We start from the raw sequence: 17,237 nt of genomic DNA, 5'->3' as shown, positions 1-17,237 counted from the left end.
TCTTGTGTTGGCGCGAGGCCTCAGCGAACAGGTCGAACTTCAGGGCGCTACGGGGAGTGATCATGGCAAAGGATGGAGCACGCGTTCTCGATCAACAAGGGACCGGATGGGTTTTGAGAGGTTCCCGGATGTCTACGGCACGCCGCCAGACCGCAAGGACCGCCTTCTTTCCCTTCTGCTCGAACTCACCCAAGGAACCGCGCCATGACCGTGCACCCCAGCTATCTCATCTTGGGACTGGCCATCGCTTTGGAGGTGGTGGGCACCACCGCGCTCAAGGCGTCGGATGGATTTACCCGTCTGGTGCCCAGCCTGATCACCGGGGTGGCGTATGCCGCCTCTTTCTATGCACTCTCGCTGGCCTTGAAGACGATTCCGGTGGGGGTCGCCTATGCCATCTGGTCGGGCGTTGGCATCGTGCTGATTTCGGTGGTGGGCTGGGTGGTGTTTCGGCAGCGGCTCGATGCGCCGGCGATGGTCGGCCTGGGGCTGATCATCGCGGGGGTGCTGGTGGTCAATCTCTTTTCCAAGAGCACGGGGCATTGAATCGTGATGGCCCGTTCCGACATGGATTCCGCGCTTTTCAGCGACCAGGTTTTTTCGCGCGGTGCGCTGGTGGCGGCCCTCGCAGGCCCGCATGGCCCGCTGGCGTTCGAGCACTGCCGGTTCGACGGAGAAGACCTTTCCGGCCTGGACCTGGGCGGTGCCCGGTTTCTGGATTGCACCTTCGCCGAGACCCGCTTCGAGAAGGCGATGCTGGCGGATTCGCGCTGGCTCGATTGCAAGGCGCGGCAAGCGGATTTCAGCTTGGCCGATCTGTCCGGCGCCCGGCTGTGCAGCAGCGATTTCAACAACACGCGTTGGACCGGCACCAAGCTGGCGGGCGTGCTGTTCACCGAGGCCAAGCTGACGGGGGCGCATTTCAATCAGGCGAGTACCTTGGGGCTGGAGTTTCACCAGTGCCGACTGGTGGGCGCGGACCTGCGCGGCCTTTCGTTCCGCAAGCGCAGCCTGGAGCAATTGGATCTGTCCGAAGCCGACCTGGCTGGATGCGATTTCCGCGACGCGGTCTTCGAGGGTGGCAGCCTGCGGGATGCGAACCTGAAGAATGCACGCTTCGATGGCGCGGACCTGCGTTCGGTGGACCTGGGCGGCCTGACGGTGACCACCGTGGCCCAATCGTTCAAGGGTGCGATGCTGTCGATGGATCAGGCCGCTGCACTCATCGGTGGCCTGGGCGTCCGCGTGGGCTGAACGGGCAGGGCGGGCCATCAGCGCTTTTGGCAAGCCATCGAATGCGCGCCAGCCTCCTGCTCGCGCCTTGCCTGTGGAACTGGCTTGCCGACTGAATTCGCTGGTTTTCGCGCGGCAGGACATTCACGGACGGCGCATGCCACTCAACGCGGGCAGCGGCCACGGGGGCCGGTGCATGGCAGTGGACCCGGCTGAATGCCCCTGGCGTGGCGGTGGTGCAAAAAAGCCATGAGCCCTGCCGTGCCAGCGGCTGCCAGGAGCAGCAGCGCCACATAGACGCCAAGCGCATGTTCGAACGCCACGGTGTCGTTCCATGAACGTGCGATACCGAGAAACGAGGCGTACAGCCACGAGATCGAAGACACGGTGGCAAACCCGGTCAGCAACAGCACCCGGCCCAGAGGCCACTGCAGGAAGACCGTGCCCTGCTGCATGTATGGAAACGCGAAATGATGCATGAGCATTCCGTTCAGCGTCAACACGCACACGGTGAGCACCTTCATCCAGAGTTTCTCGTTGGCCAGATACCCGGGGTACTGTGCTTGGCCGACGTAGAGAAAGCCCAGCCCGGTCACCCACAGCACGCCCAACGCCACCGTCATCGTTCGCTTGGTATGAAGCAGGTTCTCCCACTGCTGCGCTGAAATCGGGCGGTGGACGGAGCGAAGAAATCGGAAGTCATACTCCAGCATCTTTCCCACGGCAACGGCCATGGCGAGCAGGTGAACGAAGACGAGCGCATTCTTGAGGAGCATGGGGTGACGCACGGGGCGCCTTGAGAGGTGTCGCAGCGTGAGTGCCCCAACGGTCCGTCTTTGGTTGCCTGCAGGTCCACAGAATTTGCAAAGGACACCTGACGGCTTCCATCAGCCCACTTGTTCGCGGCGTCCCATCGCGCCCCATGGCGCCTTTGCTGATGCCCTGTCGCACAGGGCTGGCTTTTCTCGACTGGCTGCGCGACGCGTTGGCGGGTCAACCAGAATGATCGCCGTTTGTGATCAGAGCTTGCGCAGCCGCTGCAGTGCCTGGCGCAGCGTGTCGTCCTGCTTCGCAAAGCAAAACCGCACCACGCGCTGGTCGAACCCGTCGCCATAGAAAGCCGACAGCGGGATCGCCGCCACGCCCACCTCGCGGGTCAGCCACTGGCAGAAGTCGGACTCGTTCAGATCGCTCACCGCCGAGATGTCCACGCACTGGAAGTAGCTTCCCGTGCTGGGCAGCAACCGAAGGCGAGAGCCTTCCAGCCCCTGGCGGAACAGGTCGCGCTTGGCCTGGTAGAACGCGGGCAGTTGCAGGTAGGGCGCCGGGTCCTGCAGATAGGCCGCCAGGCCGTGCTGCATCGGCGTGTTCACGGTGAACACGTTGAACTGGTGCACCTTGCGAAACTCCGCCGTCAGCGCGGCCGGAGCCGCGACGGTGCCGACCTTCCAGCCGGTGACGTGGAAGGTCTTGCCGAAGCTCGACACGATGAACGCGCGTGCTGCCAGGCCGGGAAAGCGTGCCGCGCTCTCGTGCTGCGCGCCGTCGAACACCATGTGCTCGTACACCTCGTCGCTGATGAGCAGCACATCGGTGGGGGCGAGCAGTTCTTCCAGCGTGCGCATGTCCTCGGCCGTCCAGATGGTGGCGCTGGGGTTGTGCGGGCTGTTGATGATGAGCGCGCGCGTGCGCGGCGTGATGGCCGCGGCGATCTTGCCAAAATCGGGCCGGAAACTGCCCGGCGTGAGCGGCACCCGCACCACCATGCCGCCTGCCAGTTCCACATTGGGGGCGTAGCTGTCGTAGCAGGGGTCGAGCACGATCACTTCGTCACCCGCATGCACCGTCGCCAGGATGGCGGTCAGGATCGCCTGCGTGGCGCCAGCGGTGATGGTGATTTCCGTGTTGGCGTCATACCGGCGGGCATGGAGCGCTTCTATCTTGGCAGCCACGGCTTCGCGCAGCGCAGGCACGCCTGCCATGGGCGGGTACTGGTTGTGCCCGGTGCGCATGGCGCGGTCCACGGCATCGATCAGCGCTGAGTCGCAGTGGAAGTCCGGAAAGCCCTGGCCCAGGTTCACGGCGCCATGCTCGGCCGCCAGGGCCGACATCACCGTGAAGATGGTGGTGCCCACCTGGGGCAGTTTGCTGGGAAAGGCGGGTGTGCGCGGTGCGATGTCGGTGGAGGTCATGGCGCGAGGGGCTGGCTGGAAAGACGGTCTGGGAAAAAAGCGGGTTCGATGCGGAGCGAAAGCCACTCGGTATGCGGGCGGTGCGGGTTCAGAGTTCGTAGTCGTTCACGTGGCCGGTCATGGCCCGGGCGATGAGTTCGCGGTTCAGGCGGTCGCTCAGCAACTCGGCGAACTTGTAGACGAAGTTGCGCAGGTAGGCGCCACGCTTAAACGCCACGCGTGCCACGCTCTGGCCGAAGAGGTGACCCACGGGCCGCACCACCAGGTCGCCCAGTGGGTCGTCGCGCATCGCCATCTCGGCCACGATGCCGATGCCCAGGCCCAGGCGCACGTAGGTCTTGATCACGTCGGAGTCGATGGCCTCCAGCACGATGCGCGGCTGCAGCTTGCGGGCGGCGAACGCCTGGTCGATCTTGCCCCGGCCGGTGAACGACGGGTGGTAGGTGATGAGGGCTTCGTGCGCGATGTCGTCCAGGCCCAGGCGCTCCTTTTGCGCCAGCGGATGGGCGGTGGGCATCACCAGCACATGCTGCCATTCATAGCAGGGCAGGGTGACCAGATCGGGATAGTCGGCCAGCGACTCCGTGGCCATGCCGATCTCGGCCACCTCGTCGATCACCATGCGCGCCACCTCGTGCGGCGTGGCCTGGTGCAGGCTGATGTTCACCTTGGGGTACGCTTCACGCAGCTTGGCCACGGGCAGGGGCAGCACGTAGCGCGCCTGCGTGTGGGTGGTGGCGATACTGAGGGTGCCGCTGTCCTGCGCACTGAACTGCTCGCCGATGCGCTTGAGGTTGCCGACCTCGCGCATGATCAACTCGATGCTCTTGAGCACGTGCTGGCCCGGCTCGGTGATGCGCTTGAGCCGCTTGCCGTGGCGCGCGAAGATGTCCACGCCCAATTCCTCTTCCAGTTCGATGATGGCCTTGGACACGCCGGGCTGCGAGGTGTGCAGCGCCTTGGCGGCTTCGGTCAGGTTGAGGTTGCGGCGCGCGGCTTCCTGAACGAAGCGGAATTGGTGCAGATTCATATCGTATCGCTGCTAAAGAAGGCGATCATTATGCTGCAGCCGTCTAAGGAAGAACAGCGGCTGTCCAATTTTTGAAAGGGCCCGGGTGGCGTCAGTCATGCGACCTTCCCGCCTGGATGTCCGCGTCAGGCCGAGCCGGCGATCTCCGCCATCAATGCGGTCATGCGCGGGTCCTCACCGATGGCGCCCTGGACTTCGAAATGCACGTCGGGGTGCGTGGCGCGCAGGGTCTGTACCAGGAGCGGAAGGTCTTCGCGGGCGTGCTTGCCCGTGCCCAGGAACATCGGCACCACCGTCACATGCCGGGCACCTTCGTCCACCAGCGACTGCACGGCCTGCGCGAGGTCAGGTGTGGTCAATTCGAGATAGGCGCAGCGCACCCGCAGTTCGGGGCGATGCTGCTGCAGGTGGGCCTGAACGGCCTCCATGGGGGCGCGCCACAGCGGGTCGCGCGAACCATGGGCGAACAGCACGACGCCTCGGGGTGGAGTAGCAGTCAACGCGTGCGCTCCTCGGGTCACCGGCGCAGCACCAGCCAGCCGAAGGCGGCCAGCGAAAGCACCGAATAGATCAATCCCGGCGCCGCCGCAGTGAGCCAGGGCGACCAGTTCTGCAGGTTGCCCGCATAGCCGAAGACGTTGTTCAGCAGGAAGAAGCTGATGCCAGCCATCACCCCGCCGAACACGTAGCCCGCGATGCCGCCGGAGCGGAAATGCAGGTAGGCGAAGGGCAGCGACAGCACCACCATCACCAGGCAGCTGAGCGGGTAGAACACCTTGCGCCAGAACTCGATCTCATAGCGCTGCGCCGACTGGCCGTTGGCCTCCAGATGGCGGATGTACTGGAACAGGTCGATGGTGGCCATGCGGTCGGGCTTGAGCAGCGCCGCGGACACCATGTCGGCGCTGATGCGCGTGGGCCAGCGCAGTTCGGCCTCCTGCAGGCGCTCGACTCGTGCCTCCGCCTCACCGCTGCGATGGAACACGCTGCGCTTGACCTGTTTCAGCTCCCATAGGTCGTTGCCGACCGTGCCGCTGGCGGCCTGCAGGGTGGAGGCCACCCGGCCGTTCGCATCGAATTCGAACACGCGGATGTTGAGCATGCCGCCATCGGGGCTGAGCGCACGCACGTTCACCGCCATCGAATGGGTGCCCTGGCGCTCCTTGAGCCAGGCGCCCGTCGCGCCGGTGGTCAGTTGCCCCAAGTGCCGCGCCTTGACCAGCTGCGCCGCGCGGTCGGTCATCGGTGCGATGTAATCGCCGACGGCGAAGGTCAGCATGACGAACCCCAGGCCCAGCACCAGCAGCGTGCGCAGCGCGCGCCAGGGCCCCAGGCCGCTGGTGCGCATGATGGTGAACTCCGAGCTTTGCGCCAGCCGCGCCATCACGAAGATCGTGCCGATCAGCACCGTGATCGGCAGCAGCTCGTAGAGGTGGCTGGGAATGCTGAGCGCGACGAACAGCATGGCATGGGACAGCTGGTAGCCGTCCGGCCCCGTGCGGCCCACCCAACGCAGTTCATCGACCATGTCGAAGAAAAAGAACAGCGCGAGAAAGCCCAGCGTGACGAAAGCCACGGCCGACAGGGCTTCGCGGTAGATCAGGCGGCGGATGGTTTTCATGCGCGGCCTCCGCGGCGCCACAGCATGCTGGGCGACCAGCGATGGTGGCGCGCCGTCAGCAGCGCCAGGCCCAGGGCCAGCGTGCCGCCGTGCAGCAGCAGCATGAACGGCACCACGCCCAGCCGTCCGGAACTGATCCAGCTTTGTCCCAGGGTCATGAGGTTGTAGTAGACGACAAAGGCGAACAGCGCCAGCACCAGGCTGCTGCTGCGACCGGCGCGGGGGTTCACGCTGGCCAGCGCGAGCCCCATCACCACGAAATTGAGGGCGGCCACCGCCAGGCCGAAACGCCAGCCCAGTTCGGCGCGGAAGGCCGGCTCGGCCGAGGCCAGCAGGGCAGGGGTGGAGATGGTCTTGACGGCCTGCTCATCCTGCGCGCCCGGGGGCGCCGATCCGATGCGGGTGCCGTACTCGATGAACTCGCTCACCTTGAGCCCGGGCTTGTCCACGGTGGTCTCCAGGCGCTGGCCGTCGCTCAGCAGCACCATGCGCTCGCCGTTGCGCGTCTCCAGCCGGGCGCTGCGGGCGGATGTCACGGTCTCGCGGCCGCGCTCGGTCGAGGCGATGAAAACGTTGCTGGCCTGTTCGTTGTCCGGGCTTTCCCGGTCGATGAAGAACACGCGGCTGCCGTTGGCGGACTCCTGGAATTCACCGGGCGCGATGCGGTCCACATCCCCGCGCTGTTCGTACTGCACTTTGAGGGCCTGGATCTGCTGGTTGGCCCAGGGCCAGATCACCAGGGCCAGGGTCGCGATGACCAGCATCACGGGCCAGGCAAAGCGCAGCAGCGGGGTGAGCAGGTTGATGAGCCCGCGGCCGCTGGCGAACCAGATCACCATCTCGCTGTCGCGGTACATGCGCGAGAGCGTCCCGACCACGGCCACGAACAGGCTCAAGCTCAGGATGGTGGGCAACTGCCCAAGCACGGTGAAGCCCATGACGAGCATCACGTCGGAGGGATTGACGCTGCCGCGCGAGGCCTGGCCGAGCGTGCGGATCAGCATCATGGTCATGACCACGGTGACCAGCACCACCAGGGTCGCGCCGAAGCTGCGCGCCAGCTCCTTGCGAATGGATGAATCGAATAACATTGGCTCGAAGGAAAACACCGATTATGAACTTCGATCTGAAGACCCTGAGCCTTGACGGCGCCGCCGCCGAGAAATGCGACCTGCTGGCCATTGTGGTGGCCGACGGCGCGAAACCCGCCGGCGGTGCGTTGCCCAGCCTGATCGCCCATGCCCTCAAGAACGGCGACTTCGACACCAAGGCCGGCAAGAGCCTGCAGCTGTACCAGATGCCCGCCGTGGCCGCTCGCCGCGTGGTGCTGCTGGGCGGTGGCGACGGCTCCGCGCGCGCCACGCGCCAGGCCATCCTGGCCGCGGCCTCTTTGCTCAAATCCCCCCAGGTCAAGCGCGCCGCGGTGTGCTTCGCCGCGCCCCCCGCCAGCGGGGCCGTCTGCGCCGCCGTGCAGGCGCTGGCCGAAGCCACCTACATCTATACCGCCACCAAATCCAAGACCGAGCCCCGCGTGCTGTCGCGCGTGGTGCTCGGCGTGGCGGACGCCGCTGCCGCCAGGTCCGAGTTCGCGCGTGGCGCAGCGTTGGTGTCGGGCATCGAATACGCCCGCGAGTGGGCCAACCGCCCGGCCAACCATGCCACGCCCACGCTGCTGGCGGGCGCTGCGAAGGCACTGGCCAAGTTCCCCTCCATCCAGTGCAAGGTGATGGGCCCCGCAGAAGCCGCCAAGCTGGGCATGGGTGCGTTTCTGGCGGTGGCGCGCGGCTCGGAAGAGCCGCTGCGCTTCATCGAGTTGCGCTATGACGGCGGCGTTCGCGGGCAGGCGCCCACGGTGCTGATCGGCAAGGGCATCACCTTCGACACGGGCGGCATTTCGATCAAACCCGCGGCCGAGATGGACGAGATGAAGTTCGACATGGGCGGCGCAGCCAGTGTGCTGGGCGTGTTCCGAGCACTGGCCGAACTCAAGCCCTCCGTCAACGTGGTGGGCCTCATTCCCGCATGCGAGAACATGCCCGATGGCCGTGCGGTCAAGCCCGGCGACGTGGTCACCAGCATGAGCGGCCAGACCATCGAAGTGCTGAACACCGACGCCGAAGGCCGGCTGGTGCTGTGCGATGCCATTACCTACGCCGCGCGCTTCAAGCCGGCGGCGATGGTGGACATCGCCACCCTGACCGGCGCCTGCGTGGTCGCGTTGGGCGGCCTGCGCAGCGGCCTGTTCGCCACCGACGACGCGCTCGCGCAAAGCCTGCAGGCGGCTGGCGATGCGGCGCTCGACCCGTGCTGGCGCATGCCGCTGGACGACGAATATGGCGAGGGGCTCAAAAGCAACTTCGCCGACATGGGGAATGTGGCCGGGCGGGCTGGCGGCGCCATCACGGCGGCCAAGTTCCTGCAGCGTTTCGTGGGCGACACCCCGTGGGCGCACCTGGACATTGCCGGCACGGCCTGGAAGGGTGGCGCCGCCAAGGGCGCCACGGGCCGGCCGGTCGGCCTGCTGGTGCAATACCTGCTCGATGCGGCGGCGCAACCCCGGGCCAAGGCGCCGGCGCGCAAGCCGGTGGCCAAGGCCGCGCGCGCGCCGCGCGTGTCGGCCCGCTGATCGCGCCCACCGCTTGGCCATGACGGAAATCGCTTTCCACTTCAACGCGCCGGACAAGCTGGCCTATGCCTGCCGCTTCGCGCGCAAGGTGCTGCGCAGCGATGCCCGGCTGGTCATCACGGGGCCGGAGTCCGCGCTCGACGGCCTGGACCGCGCGCTCTGGGCGATGGCCCCGCAGGATTTCGTTGCCCACTGCAACGAGCGCGACGGCGAAGACCTGCGCGAGGCCTCGCCCGTGCTGCTGGCGCAGGACCTGCGCCTGGCGACCCACCATGAAGTGCTGCTGAACCTGGGCGGTGCGGTGCCGCCAGGTTTCGAGCGGTTCGGCAAACTGGTGGAAGTGGTGAGCGCGCACGACGAGGCCGACCGCAGCGGTGCGCGCGACCGGTGGCGCCACTATGCGTCGCGGGGCTACCAGATCGTGCGGCACGACCTCGTGCTGAAAGGCGCGTGATGTCTTCCCCACCCAAGGCGCCCCCTAGATTTGTGCCCACGCTCACCGATGTGGTGCAGCTTTCGGACGGCGTACCCGGCGTGGGGCAGCCGAGCCCCGCGGTGCCGGGTGCTGGGGCCCCTGCAGTGCCCGCGGTTTCGCCGTCGTTCGTCAAGCCTCCCGTGGTCGCCGGGTTGCCGCCCCGGCCGGTCCTGTCGCCTGTCATGGCGCTGGCCATGGCGCGGTCTGCCACGCCGCCCGTTCCCCCGGCGGCGGCCCGCACCCCCGCGCCTTTGCCGGCCCCCGCGCCCATGGACTTGGCCCTGCCGGCTGCCGGGCTGAAGGACATCGAAGAGGTGGTGATCCACCGTGTCATGCAGCGCGTCGACGTGGTGCTGGACCAGCGGCTGCGCGAGGCGATCGCCACCGTGGTCATGGAGCAGACCCGCTCCATGGTGCCCCGGCTGCGCGAAGAAGTGGAGTCGGTGGTGCGCCATGCGGTGTACGAAGCCGTGGCCGAGGAGCTGGCTGGACACCCCGGAGCGTCCTCCGTTTGACCTCCTTCGGGGGGGCGGTGGGTCAGTGACAGGGTATTCCCCTGTGGTTTCTGCCGCATGTCATCGTGTTCCCTAGTGATCTGGCCCATAAATTGCGATATGTTTCCGGCGTTGAGACACAACAATATTTCTCAGCGCTCACCCCTTAATGGAGATTCATATGCAACTGAAGTTGAAACTGACCGTGGTTGCCGCTATCGCGGCTTTTGCCGGCGCGGCCTCTGCACAAGAGCAGGTGGTCAAGATCGGTCACGTGGGACCGGTTTCCGGCCCACAAGCCCACTACGGCAAGGACAACGAAAACGGCGCCCGCATGGCAGTTGAAGAACTGAATGCCCAAGGCGTCACGATTGGCGGCAAGAAGATCAAGTTCGAACTGCAGGCGGAAGACGATGCTGCAGATCCGAAGCAAGGCACCGCCGCTGCACAGAAGCTGTGCGATGCAAAGGTTGCTGGCGTGGTGGGCCATTTGAATTCCGGCACGACCATCCCTGCCTCCAAGGTGTACAACGACTGCGGCATTCCGCACGTCACCGGCGCCGCCACCAACCCCAACCTGACCAAGTCAGGCTACAAGACGACGTTCCGCATCATCGCCAACGACAACGCCCTGGGCGCTGGCCTGGCGTTCTACGCGGCCGACACGCTGAAGCTCAAGACCGTGGCCATCGTCGATGACCGCACGGCCTACGGCCAGGGCGTTGCCGACGTGTTCAAGAAGACGGCGGCCGCCAAGGGCATGAAGGTGGTGGACGAGCAGTTCACGACCGACAAGGCCACCGACTTCATGGCCATTCTGACGGCCATCAAGTCCAAGAACCCCGATGCGGTGTTCTACGGCGGCATGGACCCCCAGGCCGGCCCGATGCTGCGCCAGATGGAACAGCTGGGCATGGGCAACGTGAAGTACTTCGGTGGCGACGGCATCTGTACCGCTGAAGTGGCCAAGCTGGCCGCCGGCGCCAAGACGCTGAACAACGTGGTCTGCGCCGAAGGCGGCGCTTCGCTGGCCAAGATGCCTGGCGGCACCGCATGGCGCGCCAAGTACGACGCCAAGTACCCCAACCAGTTCCAGGTGTACAGCCCCTACACCTACGACGCCACCATGCTGCTGGTCGATGCCATGAAGCGTGCCAACTCGTGGGATCCGAAGGTCTACATCCCCGAACTGCAAAAGTCCAACTACAAGGGCGTGACGGCCAACATCGCCTTCGAACCCAATGGCGAACTGAAGAACCCTGCCATCACCCTGTACGTGTACAAGGACGGCAAGAAGACGCCTCTGAACTGAGCGCGCAGCGGCACCGCCGGTTGAAAGACCGGTGGTCCGCGCCAAGCAAAAGGCCTCCGGTTCGGAGGCCTTTTTTCATGGTGCGGCCGAAACGGGTCGCACTCGATTCCGGTGTGGCCGGGGGATGGGCGCTTCAGCGCCGGACCTGCAGCGCGCCCGGGTTCACGATGTTGGTGGGCGTGCCCCGGATGTAGTTGACGACGTTGTCGAACGCGGCCCCGAAGTACAGCTCATAGCTGTCCTGCTCCACGTAGCCGATGTGCGGCGTGCAGATGCAGTTCTCCAGCCGCAGCAGGGCATGGCCCTGCAGGATGGGCTCGCTCTCGAACACGTCCACGGCGGCCATGCCGGGGCGGCCGCGGTTCAGGGCGGCGATCAGGGCGTCGGCCTCGATCAGTTCGGCGCGCGAGGTGTTCACCAGCAGCGCGGTGGGCTTCATGCACGACAGGTCTTCCAGCCGGATGATTCCGCGCGTCTCGTCGTTCAGGCGCAGGTGCAGCGAGATGACGTCGCACTGGGCGAAGAACTCCTCGCGCGTGGTCGCCACCTGCAGCGCGTCGCTCAGGGCCTGGGCGCGTGAGGCCTCGCGGCCCCACACCCGCACGTTCATGCCGAAGGCCCGGCCGTAGCCGGCGACGATCTGCCCGATGCGCCCATAGCCCCACAGGCCCAGCGTCTTGCCCCGCAGCACGGTGCCGACGCCGAAGTTGGGCGGCATCGACGCCGCGCGCAGGCCCGACTGCTGCCAGGCGCCATGCTTGAGGTTGGAGATGTACTGGGGCAGCCGGCGCATCGCGGCCATGATGAGCGCCCAGGTCAGTTCAGCCGGCGCCACCGGCGATCCCACGCCTTCGGCCACCGCGATGCCGCGCTCGGTGCAGGCCGTCACGTCCACGTGCGGGCCGATCTTGCCGGTCTGCGCGATGAGTTTGAGGCGCGGCAGCTTCTCGACCAGCTGGCGCGAGATGTGGGTGCGTTCGCGCACCAGCACGATGATGTCCGCGTCCTTCAGGCGCACCGAAAGCTGGCCCAGCCCCTTGACGGTGTTGGTATACACCTTGGCGTTGTAGGGGTCCAGGCGTGCGGCGCAATGCAGCTTGCGCACTGCGTCCTGGTAGTCGTCGAGAATGACAATGTTCATGTTGTCCGTAAAACCCGCAAGCTGCGGGGCAGGGCCTGTGGGGGGCCCTGCCGCAGAAATCGAAAGAATCGTGCCGCGCGGCCTGCCGGGCCCGGGCGGTGCCGGCGGGGCAGGGCGCTTGGCCCAGCCGCACATTGTCGTTGATGCGCGCGGCCGCGTCGCCGCGCAAGCCCGCTCAAAGCGCCGGTGCGGGACACGCGGTTACAAAAGTCTCCGTCCTGGCACCATTGCCGCACCTCGGCGGGCCATGGGCAGACCGGGTCGCCCACGCGACCGGCCGTAGGGGGCATCCCCGATGCCGGGCCCGGGGCAGGTCACTAGGCTGCAAGCGAAAGGAACCGAATCGCCCATGCCTGCCCACCACGCCTTCTGGCCCCGCCGCCTGCCGCACGCGCTCACGCCGCCCGCCACTTCCCTCTGGGACAACCTGGCGATCAGCGCCCGCCGCTACCCGGACAAGCCGGCACTGGTGTTCTTCGGGCGCACGCTGACCTACCGCGCGCTCGCCGACGGTGCCGAGCGGATGGCAGCGCACCTGCATGCCCTGGGCGTGCGGCAGGGCGACCGCGTCTTGCTGTGCATGCAGAACTGTCCGCAACTGGTGCTGGCGCACTTCGCCATCCTGCGGGCCAACGCGGTCGTCGTGCCGGTCAATCCGATGAACCGGGCGCAGGAACTCACCCACTACATCACCGACCCCGACGCACGCGTGGCCATCACCACGGCCGACCTGGCCCCCGAGCTGGTGCAGGCCAGCGATGCGCTGGCGCCGGGCGCGGGCCTGGCCCACCTGGTGGTGGCGCAGTTCACCGATGCGTTCTCGCCCGAGGAGGCCGGCGCCGACGCGATTCCGCCGGCGTGGCGCGACTGGCTCTGCACCCGCCACCCGCTGCCGGTCCTGGCCGGCGGCCAGGTGTATGCCTGGACGGATGCGCTGGCCTGCACGGCGCCCGCCCCGGATCTCACGGTCGGGCCCGAAGACCTGGCCGTGCTGCCCTACACCAGCGGCACCACCGGCCTGCCCAAGGGCTGCATGCACCCGCACCGCAGCCTGATGCACAACGCCGTGGCCAGCAGCCTGTGGGGCACCGCCACGCCCGAGAGCGTGACGCTGGCCGTCGTGCCCATGTTCCACATCACCGGCATGGTCAGCGTGATGCATTCCTGTATCTACGTGGGGGCCACCCTGGTGCTCATGCCGCGCTGGGACCGGGATCTGGCCGGGCGGCTCATCTCCCGCTACCGCGTGAGCAACTGGACCAACATTCCCACGATGGTGATCGACCTCATGGGCAGCCCGAACTTCGGCCAGTACGACCTGTCCAGCCTGGTGTACATCGGCGGCGGCGGCGCGGCCATGCCGCAGGCGGTGGCGCAGCGGCTGTTCGAGCAGTACGGCCTGCGCTACACCGAGGGCTACGGCCTCACCGAGACCGCCGCGCCCTCCCACACCAACCCGCCGGACCACCCCAAGCAGCAGTGCCTGGGCATTCCGTTCATCAGCACCGATGCCCGCATCATTGACCCCGACACACTGCAGGAACTGCCCGCCGGCGAGCAGGGTGAGATCGTGATCCACGGCCCGGGTGTTTTCAGCGGCTACTGGAAGCTGCCCGGGCCCACGGCCTCGGCCTTCATCGACCTGGACGGCAAGCGGTTCTTCCGCTCGGGCGATCTGGGGCGGGTGGACGACGAGGGGTATTTCTTCCTGACCGACCGGCTCAAGCGGATGATCAACGCCAGCGGCTTCAAGGTCTGGCCGGCCGAGGTGGAAGCGCTCATGTTCCGCCACCCGGCGATCCAGGAGGCCTGCATCATCGCCGCGCGCGACAGCTACCGCGGCGAAACGGTCAAGGCCGTGGTGGTGGTGCGCCAGGAGCACCGCGGGCAGGTGACCGGCGAAGACATCATCGCCTGGTGCCGAGACCACATGGCCGTGTACAAGGTGCCCCGCGTGGTGCAACTGGTGGACGCGCTGCCCAAGAGCGGCAGCGGCAAGGTGATGTGGCGTGCCTTGCAGGAGGCCGAGCTGGCCAGCCCTGCCGCCGCCTGACGGGCCGCGCCGCGCCTATTGCGCCGCGTGCGCGGCAATGAGCTCCGCCAGGTCCCGCTCCAGCAGGGCGGGATCGCCCAGCTGCAGCTCGATCACGCGGCGCAGGTGGGTCACGCTGTCCAGGTCCATCGTGCGGCACTGCAGGCCGGCATGCGGGCCTTCGATGTGCACGATGTCGCCGGTCATGGCGATGTGGTCGTTGTCGGCCGACAAGGCGATCACCAACTGGCACGGCGCGCCGGCTGGCAGTTGGGCGGCCGCGGGCTCGGCACCCAGGGCGAGCAGCGCGCCTTGCAGCGACAGGTCCAGCACCTGCACGTCGAACGTGCCCAGGCCGGTGGTGAGCAGCGCGGGTGCATCGAAAGCCACACGGACGTAGTGGCGGCGTTCATGGGGCATGGCGGATTCCTGGAATGGCGAAGGCCCCGCCATGCTACTGCACGGTGGTGATGCCGCCAGCGGATGGCTGGCACTTTTGCGCCAGGTTCCAGGGGCGGGCCGGGTTAAGCTTGGCCGCCTATGGCGCACATCACCTTCTCCCCTCCGTACCTGCCACCGGACCAAGTGGCAAGCCATCTGCGCAGCGCCGGCTATGCCGTGCTGCGGCCTGCCGACACCGCAGCGTGGATCGGTTGCCCGCTGGGCGAGCTCCAGGCGCTGCACGCCGACTGGAGCGGCCTGCCGCCCGATGAGTTCCTGAAGGACGGCGGGCGGTACCGCCGCCGCCGCCACGCGAGCTTCGTCGCCGATGGCGACAGCGTGCAGGCGGTGCCCCACCGCGCGCACTGGCAGCCGGTGGAATACAACGCGCTGCACGGCGGCATGCAGCGGATGTTCGCGCCGATGCTGGACACCACCGTGGCCCGCCCGGCGTGGCGGCAATTGATCGCCGCGCTGGCCCGCGTGTCGCAGCAGGCCCTGGCCACGCAGCCCGAGCGCTGGTTCGTCGAGGCGCACCAGTTCCGCATCGACACCACCGACGGCATCGGCCGTCCCACGCCGGAGGGCGCGCACCGCGACGGCGTGGACCTAGTGGCGGTTTTCCTCGTCGGCCGCGAGCGGGTCAAGGGCGGCGAGACGCGTATATTCGAAGCGTCCGGGCCCAGCGGGCAGCGCTTCACGCTCAGCGAGCCCTGGTCGCTGATGCTGCTGGACGATGCGCGCATGATCCACGAGACCACGCCCATCCAGCCGCTGGCCGACGGTGGTTTCCGCGACACGCTGGTCGTGACCTGCCGGCGCGGAGGCTTCCAGGACGCGCCGGCCTGAAGGCCATGACTTGATGCGGATCAACGGCCGGCCAACCGGTCGCCGCGACACTGGGGCCTGAAGCGGGCAACCGATCGCGCAGGCGATCCCCCCGGCCCAGGCCCTGCCTGATCCATCAACCGAAGGAGAAGTAACCATGTTCAAGCACATCCTGATTCCCGTGGACGGCTCGCCGACCTCCATGACCGCCGTATCCAAGGCCGCCGGCCTGGCCAAGGCGTTCGGTGCGGCCGTGACCGCCGTGTACGTGGTGGACCCGTACCCGTTCACGGGTGTGGGCGCGGACTTTGCCTATGGCCAGTCGCAGTACCTGAGCGCTGCGACGGCCGAGGCCAACGTGGCGCTGGACGGCGTCAAGAAGGCCATGCAGGAAGCCGGCGTGCCGGTGACGGCGGTGGTGGGCGAGGGCCATGCAGTGCACGACGGCATCCTGCGTGCGCTGGAGACCAGCCAGGCCGACCTGATCGTGATGGGCTCGCATGGCCGCCGCGGCCTGGAAAAGCTGGTGCTGGGCAGCGTGACGCAGCGCGTGCTGGGCGCGGTGCACGTGCCCGTGCTGGTGGTGCGCGACTGATCGCCAGTCGATGCCCTGGGGGCCGGCGTTGACCCGGCCCTCAAAGCAAAACGGCTCCATCGGGAGCCGTTTTGCATTGGGCGCGTTGCCTGCAGGCAGCAGGGGGCACAAGGCCCGTGCCGCACCTATTCGATCTTCGCGCCGGAGGCTTCCACGATGCCCTTCCACTTCGCGTAGTCGGTCTTGAGCAGCGTGGAGAACTGCGCGGCCGACAGCGACTCGGGCTCGGCGCCCTGGGCCTGGATGGCGGCCTGCATCTCGGGCGATGCCAGCAGCTTGTTGACCTCGGCGTTCACCGTGGTCACCACGTTGGCGGGCGTGCCGGCCGGCGCGAAGATGCCGTACCACGAACTCACGTCGAAGCCCTTGTAGCCCGACTCGGCCACGGTGGGCACGTCCGGCAGCGACGAGCTGCGCTTGGCCGAGGTGACGGCCAGCGGGCGCAGCTTGCCCGACTTGATCTGGCCCATCGCCGAGGGCACCGAGGACACCAGCAGGTCCACATTGCCCGCCAGCGCGTCCATCAGTGCGGGGTTGGAGCCCTTGTACGGGATGTGGCTCAGCTTGATGCCTGCGGCCTTTTCGAACAGGTCGCCGGCCAGGTGGATGGTGGTGCCGTTGCCGGGTGAGCCGTAGGTGATCTTGCCGGGTTCGGCGCGGGCGGCGGCCACCACGTCGGCCAGGGTCTTGAAGCGGGAGTTGGCGCCGGTGGCGATGATCACCGGCGTGTAGGCCACGTGGGCCACGGCGACCAGGTCCTTGGTCGGGTCCCAGGGCAGGTTCTTGTAGAGCCAGGGCGCGACGACCAGGTTGTCCTTCTGGCCCATCACCAGGTCGTAGCCGGTGGGGGCGGCCTTCACGGCCTCGGTGATGCCGATGGTGCCGCCGGCGCCCGCGCGGTTGTCGGGCACCACGGTCCACTTGGTCACCTCGGTCAGCTTGGTGGCCACCAGGCGCGAGAGGATGTCGGTGCCGCCGCCGGGCGGGAAGGGCACGATCAGGCGCACTGGCTTGGTGGGGTAGGTGGCGGCGGGAGGGGGCGTCTGCGCCTGGGCGGTGGCGCCCAGCGCCAGGGCGAGCGCGGTGAAGGAAAGCAGGCTGCGGATCATCGGTCGTGTCTCCATTTTTTGCAGGGGAAGTTCAAGCCAGTCGATGCAAGGCAAAAATGGCCTTCAGCGCAATATTATCTAGGGCATATTGCTATTGAAAGCATAGCG

Annotated in this window: 19 protein-coding genes; 10 read left to right on the top strand and 9 right to left on the bottom strand. The window is 67.2% G+C overall.

The window, feature by feature from the left end; genetic code table 11:
- The 3 genes from AVMA1855_RS19135 to AVMA1855_RS19125 all read left to right on the top strand — a co-directional run.
- On the top strand, nt 1-208 hold a 208-nt coding region (locus AVMA1855_RS19135; RefSeq protein ID WP_284426900.1), incomplete at its 5' end, for a hypothetical protein.
- Entirely contained in the window at nt 205-546 is a 342-nt protein-coding gene (locus tag AVMA1855_RS19130; protein WP_272563759.1) for an SMR family transporter, read from the top strand. The genes AVMA1855_RS19135 and AVMA1855_RS19130, both read left to right, overlap by 4 nt.
- A 6-nt stretch (nt 547-552) precedes the next feature.
- A complete protein-coding gene (locus AVMA1855_RS19125) occupies nt 553-1,254 on the top strand; it encodes a pentapeptide repeat-containing protein (RefSeq protein ID WP_284426899.1) in 702 nt (233 codons plus the stop codon).
- Nucleotides 1,255-1,397: 143 nt separating this feature from the next.
- Here the strand turns inward: AVMA1855_RS19125 and AVMA1855_RS19120 are convergent, their stop codons facing one another.
- The 6 genes from AVMA1855_RS19120 to lptF all read right to left on the bottom strand — a co-directional run bounded on the left by AVMA1855_RS19120 (nt 1,398) and on the right by lptF (nt 7,167).
- On the bottom strand, nt 1,398-2,009 hold the full coding sequence (locus AVMA1855_RS19120) for a hypothetical protein (protein ID WP_284426898.1): 612 nt from the start codon (nt 2,007-2,009) through the stop codon (nt 1,398-1,400).
- 243 nt (nt 2,010-2,252) lie between these two features.
- A complete protein-coding gene (locus AVMA1855_RS19115) occupies nt 2,253-3,425 on the bottom strand; it encodes a pyridoxal phosphate-dependent aminotransferase (RefSeq protein WP_284426897.1) in 1,173 nt (390 codons plus the stop codon).
- Nucleotides 3,426-3,513: 88 nt separating this feature from the next.
- Nucleotides 3,514-4,455 (bottom strand): CysB family HTH-type transcriptional regulator, encoded by a 942-nt coding sequence (locus AVMA1855_RS19110; RefSeq protein ID WP_092743937.1) that lies wholly within the window; start codon nt 4,453-4,455, stop codon nt 3,514-3,516.
- A 125-nt stretch (nt 4,456-4,580) separates the two neighbouring features.
- A complete protein-coding gene (locus tag AVMA1855_RS19105) occupies nt 4,581-4,955 on the bottom strand; it encodes a sirohydrochlorin chelatase (protein WP_284426896.1) in 375 nt (124 codons plus the stop codon).
- A gap of 17 nt (nt 4,956-4,972) precedes the next feature.
- Nucleotides 4,973-6,076, bottom strand: coding sequence for an LPS export ABC transporter permease LptG (lptG, locus tag AVMA1855_RS19100; RefSeq protein WP_284426895.1), 1,104 nt, complete (start codon nt 6,074-6,076; stop codon nt 4,973-4,975).
- Nucleotides 6,073-7,167, bottom strand: a complete 1,095-nt coding sequence (gene lptF / locus AVMA1855_RS19095) for an LPS export ABC transporter permease LptF (RefSeq protein WP_272563754.1) — start codon at nt 7,165-7,167, stop codon at nt 6,073-6,075. The genes lptG and lptF overlap by 4 nt, the downstream gene beginning before the upstream one ends.
- A gap of 23 nt (nt 7,168-7,190) precedes the next feature.
- On the opposite strand from lptF, the gene AVMA1855_RS19090 reads away from it, so the two are divergent.
- From AVMA1855_RS19090 to AVMA1855_RS19075, 4 genes are all read left to right on the top strand, one after another.
- A complete protein-coding gene (locus tag AVMA1855_RS19090; RefSeq protein WP_284426894.1) occupies nt 7,191-8,702 on the top strand; it encodes a leucyl aminopeptidase in 1,512 nt (503 codons plus the stop codon).
- 19 nt (nt 8,703-8,721) lie between these two features.
- Nucleotides 8,722-9,156 (top strand): DNA polymerase III subunit chi, encoded by a 435-nt coding sequence (locus AVMA1855_RS19085; RefSeq protein ID WP_284400327.1) that lies wholly within the window; start codon nt 8,722-8,724, stop codon nt 9,154-9,156.
- On the top strand, nt 9,156-9,692 hold the full coding sequence (locus AVMA1855_RS19080; protein ID WP_284426893.1) for a hypothetical protein: 537 nt from the start codon (nt 9,156-9,158) through the stop codon (nt 9,690-9,692). The genes AVMA1855_RS19085 and AVMA1855_RS19080 overlap by 1 nt, the downstream gene beginning before the upstream one ends.
- A 160-nt stretch (nt 9,693-9,852) precedes the next feature.
- Nucleotides 9,853-10,983 (top strand): branched-chain amino acid ABC transporter substrate-binding protein, encoded by a 1,131-nt coding sequence (locus AVMA1855_RS19075; protein ID WP_284426892.1) that lies wholly within the window; start codon nt 9,853-9,855, stop codon nt 10,981-10,983.
- A gap of 133 nt (nt 10,984-11,116) precedes the next feature.
- Here AVMA1855_RS19075 and AVMA1855_RS19070 read toward each other — a convergent pair whose 3' ends face one another.
- Entirely contained in the window at nt 11,117-12,124 is a 1,008-nt protein-coding gene (locus AVMA1855_RS19070) for a D-2-hydroxyacid dehydrogenase family protein (RefSeq protein ID WP_284426891.1), read from the bottom strand.
- A gap of 349 nt (nt 12,125-12,473) precedes the next feature.
- Here AVMA1855_RS19070 and AVMA1855_RS19065 point away from each other — a divergent pair, with 349 nt between their 5' ends.
- Nucleotides 12,474-14,177, top strand: a complete 1,704-nt coding sequence (locus tag AVMA1855_RS19065; protein WP_284426890.1) for a long-chain fatty acid--CoA ligase — start codon at nt 12,474-12,476, stop codon at nt 14,175-14,177.
- A gap of 15 nt (nt 14,178-14,192) precedes the next feature.
- Here the strand turns inward: AVMA1855_RS19065 and AVMA1855_RS19060 are convergent, their stop codons facing one another.
- A complete protein-coding gene (locus AVMA1855_RS19060) occupies nt 14,193-14,576 on the bottom strand; it encodes a PilZ domain-containing protein (protein ID WP_284400318.1) in 384 nt (127 codons plus the stop codon).
- Between the two features lie 120 nt (nt 14,577-14,696).
- Here AVMA1855_RS19060 and AVMA1855_RS19055 point away from each other — a divergent pair, with 120 nt between their 5' ends.
- Together AVMA1855_RS19055 and AVMA1855_RS19050 are read left to right on the top strand one after the other, a co-directional pair.
- Entirely contained in the window at nt 14,697-15,446 is a 750-nt protein-coding gene (locus AVMA1855_RS19055; RefSeq protein WP_284426889.1) for a 2OG-Fe dioxygenase family protein, read from the top strand.
- A 136-nt stretch (nt 15,447-15,582) separates the two neighbouring features.
- Entirely contained in the window at nt 15,583-16,020 is a 438-nt protein-coding gene (locus AVMA1855_RS19050; protein WP_272552433.1) for a universal stress protein, read from the top strand.
- A 125-nt stretch (nt 16,021-16,145) separates the two neighbouring features.
- On the opposite strand, the gene AVMA1855_RS19045 is transcribed toward AVMA1855_RS19050, so the two are convergent.
- On the bottom strand, nt 16,146-17,129 hold the full coding sequence (locus AVMA1855_RS19045; RefSeq protein ID WP_284426888.1) for a Bug family tripartite tricarboxylate transporter substrate binding protein: 984 nt from the start codon (nt 17,127-17,129) through the stop codon (nt 16,146-16,148).
- Nucleotides 17,130-17,237: the final 108 nt, after the last annotated feature.

Origin of the sequence: Acidovorax sp. SUPP1855 (genome assembly GCF_030158955.1) — a bacterium.
GTDB lineage: Bacteria > Pseudomonadota > Gammaproteobacteria > Burkholderiales > Burkholderiaceae_C > Paracidovorax.
Note: the sequence above shows the minus strand (reverse complement) of the source record. Positions and strands in the feature narration are given on the sequence as shown.

What these genes read in the sequence shown, in the direction of transcription:
- AVMA1855_RS19130 (WP_272563759.1), top strand. Translation starts at nt 205, where the DNA reads ATGACCGTGCACCCCAGCTATCTCATCTTGGGACTGGCCATCGCTTTG.
- AVMA1855_RS19125 (WP_284426899.1), top strand. Translation starts at nt 553, where the DNA reads ATGGCCCGTTCCGACATGGATTCCGCGCTTTTCAGCGACCAGGTTTTT.
- AVMA1855_RS19120 (WP_284426898.1), bottom strand. Translation starts at nt 2,009, where the DNA reads ATGCTCCTCAAGAATGCGCTCGTCTTCGTTCACCTGCTCGCCATGGCC.
- AVMA1855_RS19115 (WP_284426897.1), bottom strand. Translation starts at nt 3,425, where the DNA reads ATGACCTCCACCGACATCGCACCGCGCACACCCGCCTTTCCCAGCAAA.
- AVMA1855_RS19110 (WP_092743937.1), bottom strand. Translation starts at nt 4,455, where the DNA reads ATGAATCTGCACCAATTCCGCTTCGTTCAGGAAGCCGCGCGCCGCAAC.
- lptG (WP_284426895.1), bottom strand. Translation starts at nt 6,076, where the DNA reads ATGAAAACCATCCGCCGCCTGATCTACCGCGAAGCCCTGTCGGCCGTG.
- lptF (WP_272563754.1), bottom strand. Translation starts at nt 7,167, where the DNA reads ATGTTATTCGATTCATCCATTCGCAAGGAGCTGGCGCGCAGCTTCGGC.
- AVMA1855_RS19090 (WP_284426894.1), top strand. Translation starts at nt 7,191, where the DNA reads ATGAACTTCGATCTGAAGACCCTGAGCCTTGACGGCGCCGCCGCCGAG.
- AVMA1855_RS19085 (WP_284400327.1), top strand. Translation starts at nt 8,722, where the DNA reads ATGACGGAAATCGCTTTCCACTTCAACGCGCCGGACAAGCTGGCCTAT.
- AVMA1855_RS19080 (WP_284426893.1), top strand. Translation starts at nt 9,156, where the DNA reads ATGTCTTCCCCACCCAAGGCGCCCCCTAGATTTGTGCCCACGCTCACC.
- AVMA1855_RS19075 (WP_284426892.1), top strand. Translation starts at nt 9,853, where the DNA reads ATGCAACTGAAGTTGAAACTGACCGTGGTTGCCGCTATCGCGGCTTTT.
- AVMA1855_RS19070 (WP_284426891.1), bottom strand. Translation starts at nt 12,124, where the DNA reads ATGAACATTGTCATTCTCGACGACTACCAGGACGCAGTGCGCAAGCTG.
- AVMA1855_RS19065 (WP_284426890.1), top strand. Translation starts at nt 12,474, where the DNA reads ATGCCTGCCCACCACGCCTTCTGGCCCCGCCGCCTGCCGCACGCGCTC.
- AVMA1855_RS19060 (WP_284400318.1), bottom strand. Translation starts at nt 14,576, where the DNA reads ATGCCCCATGAACGCCGCCACTACGTCCGTGTGGCTTTCGATGCACCC.
- AVMA1855_RS19055 (WP_284426889.1), top strand. Translation starts at nt 14,697, where the DNA reads ATGGCGCACATCACCTTCTCCCCTCCGTACCTGCCACCGGACCAAGTG.
- AVMA1855_RS19050 (WP_272552433.1), top strand. Translation starts at nt 15,583, where the DNA reads ATGTTCAAGCACATCCTGATTCCCGTGGACGGCTCGCCGACCTCCATG.
- AVMA1855_RS19045 (WP_284426888.1), bottom strand. Translation starts at nt 17,129, where the DNA reads ATGATCCGCAGCCTGCTTTCCTTCACCGCGCTCGCCCTGGCGCTGGGC.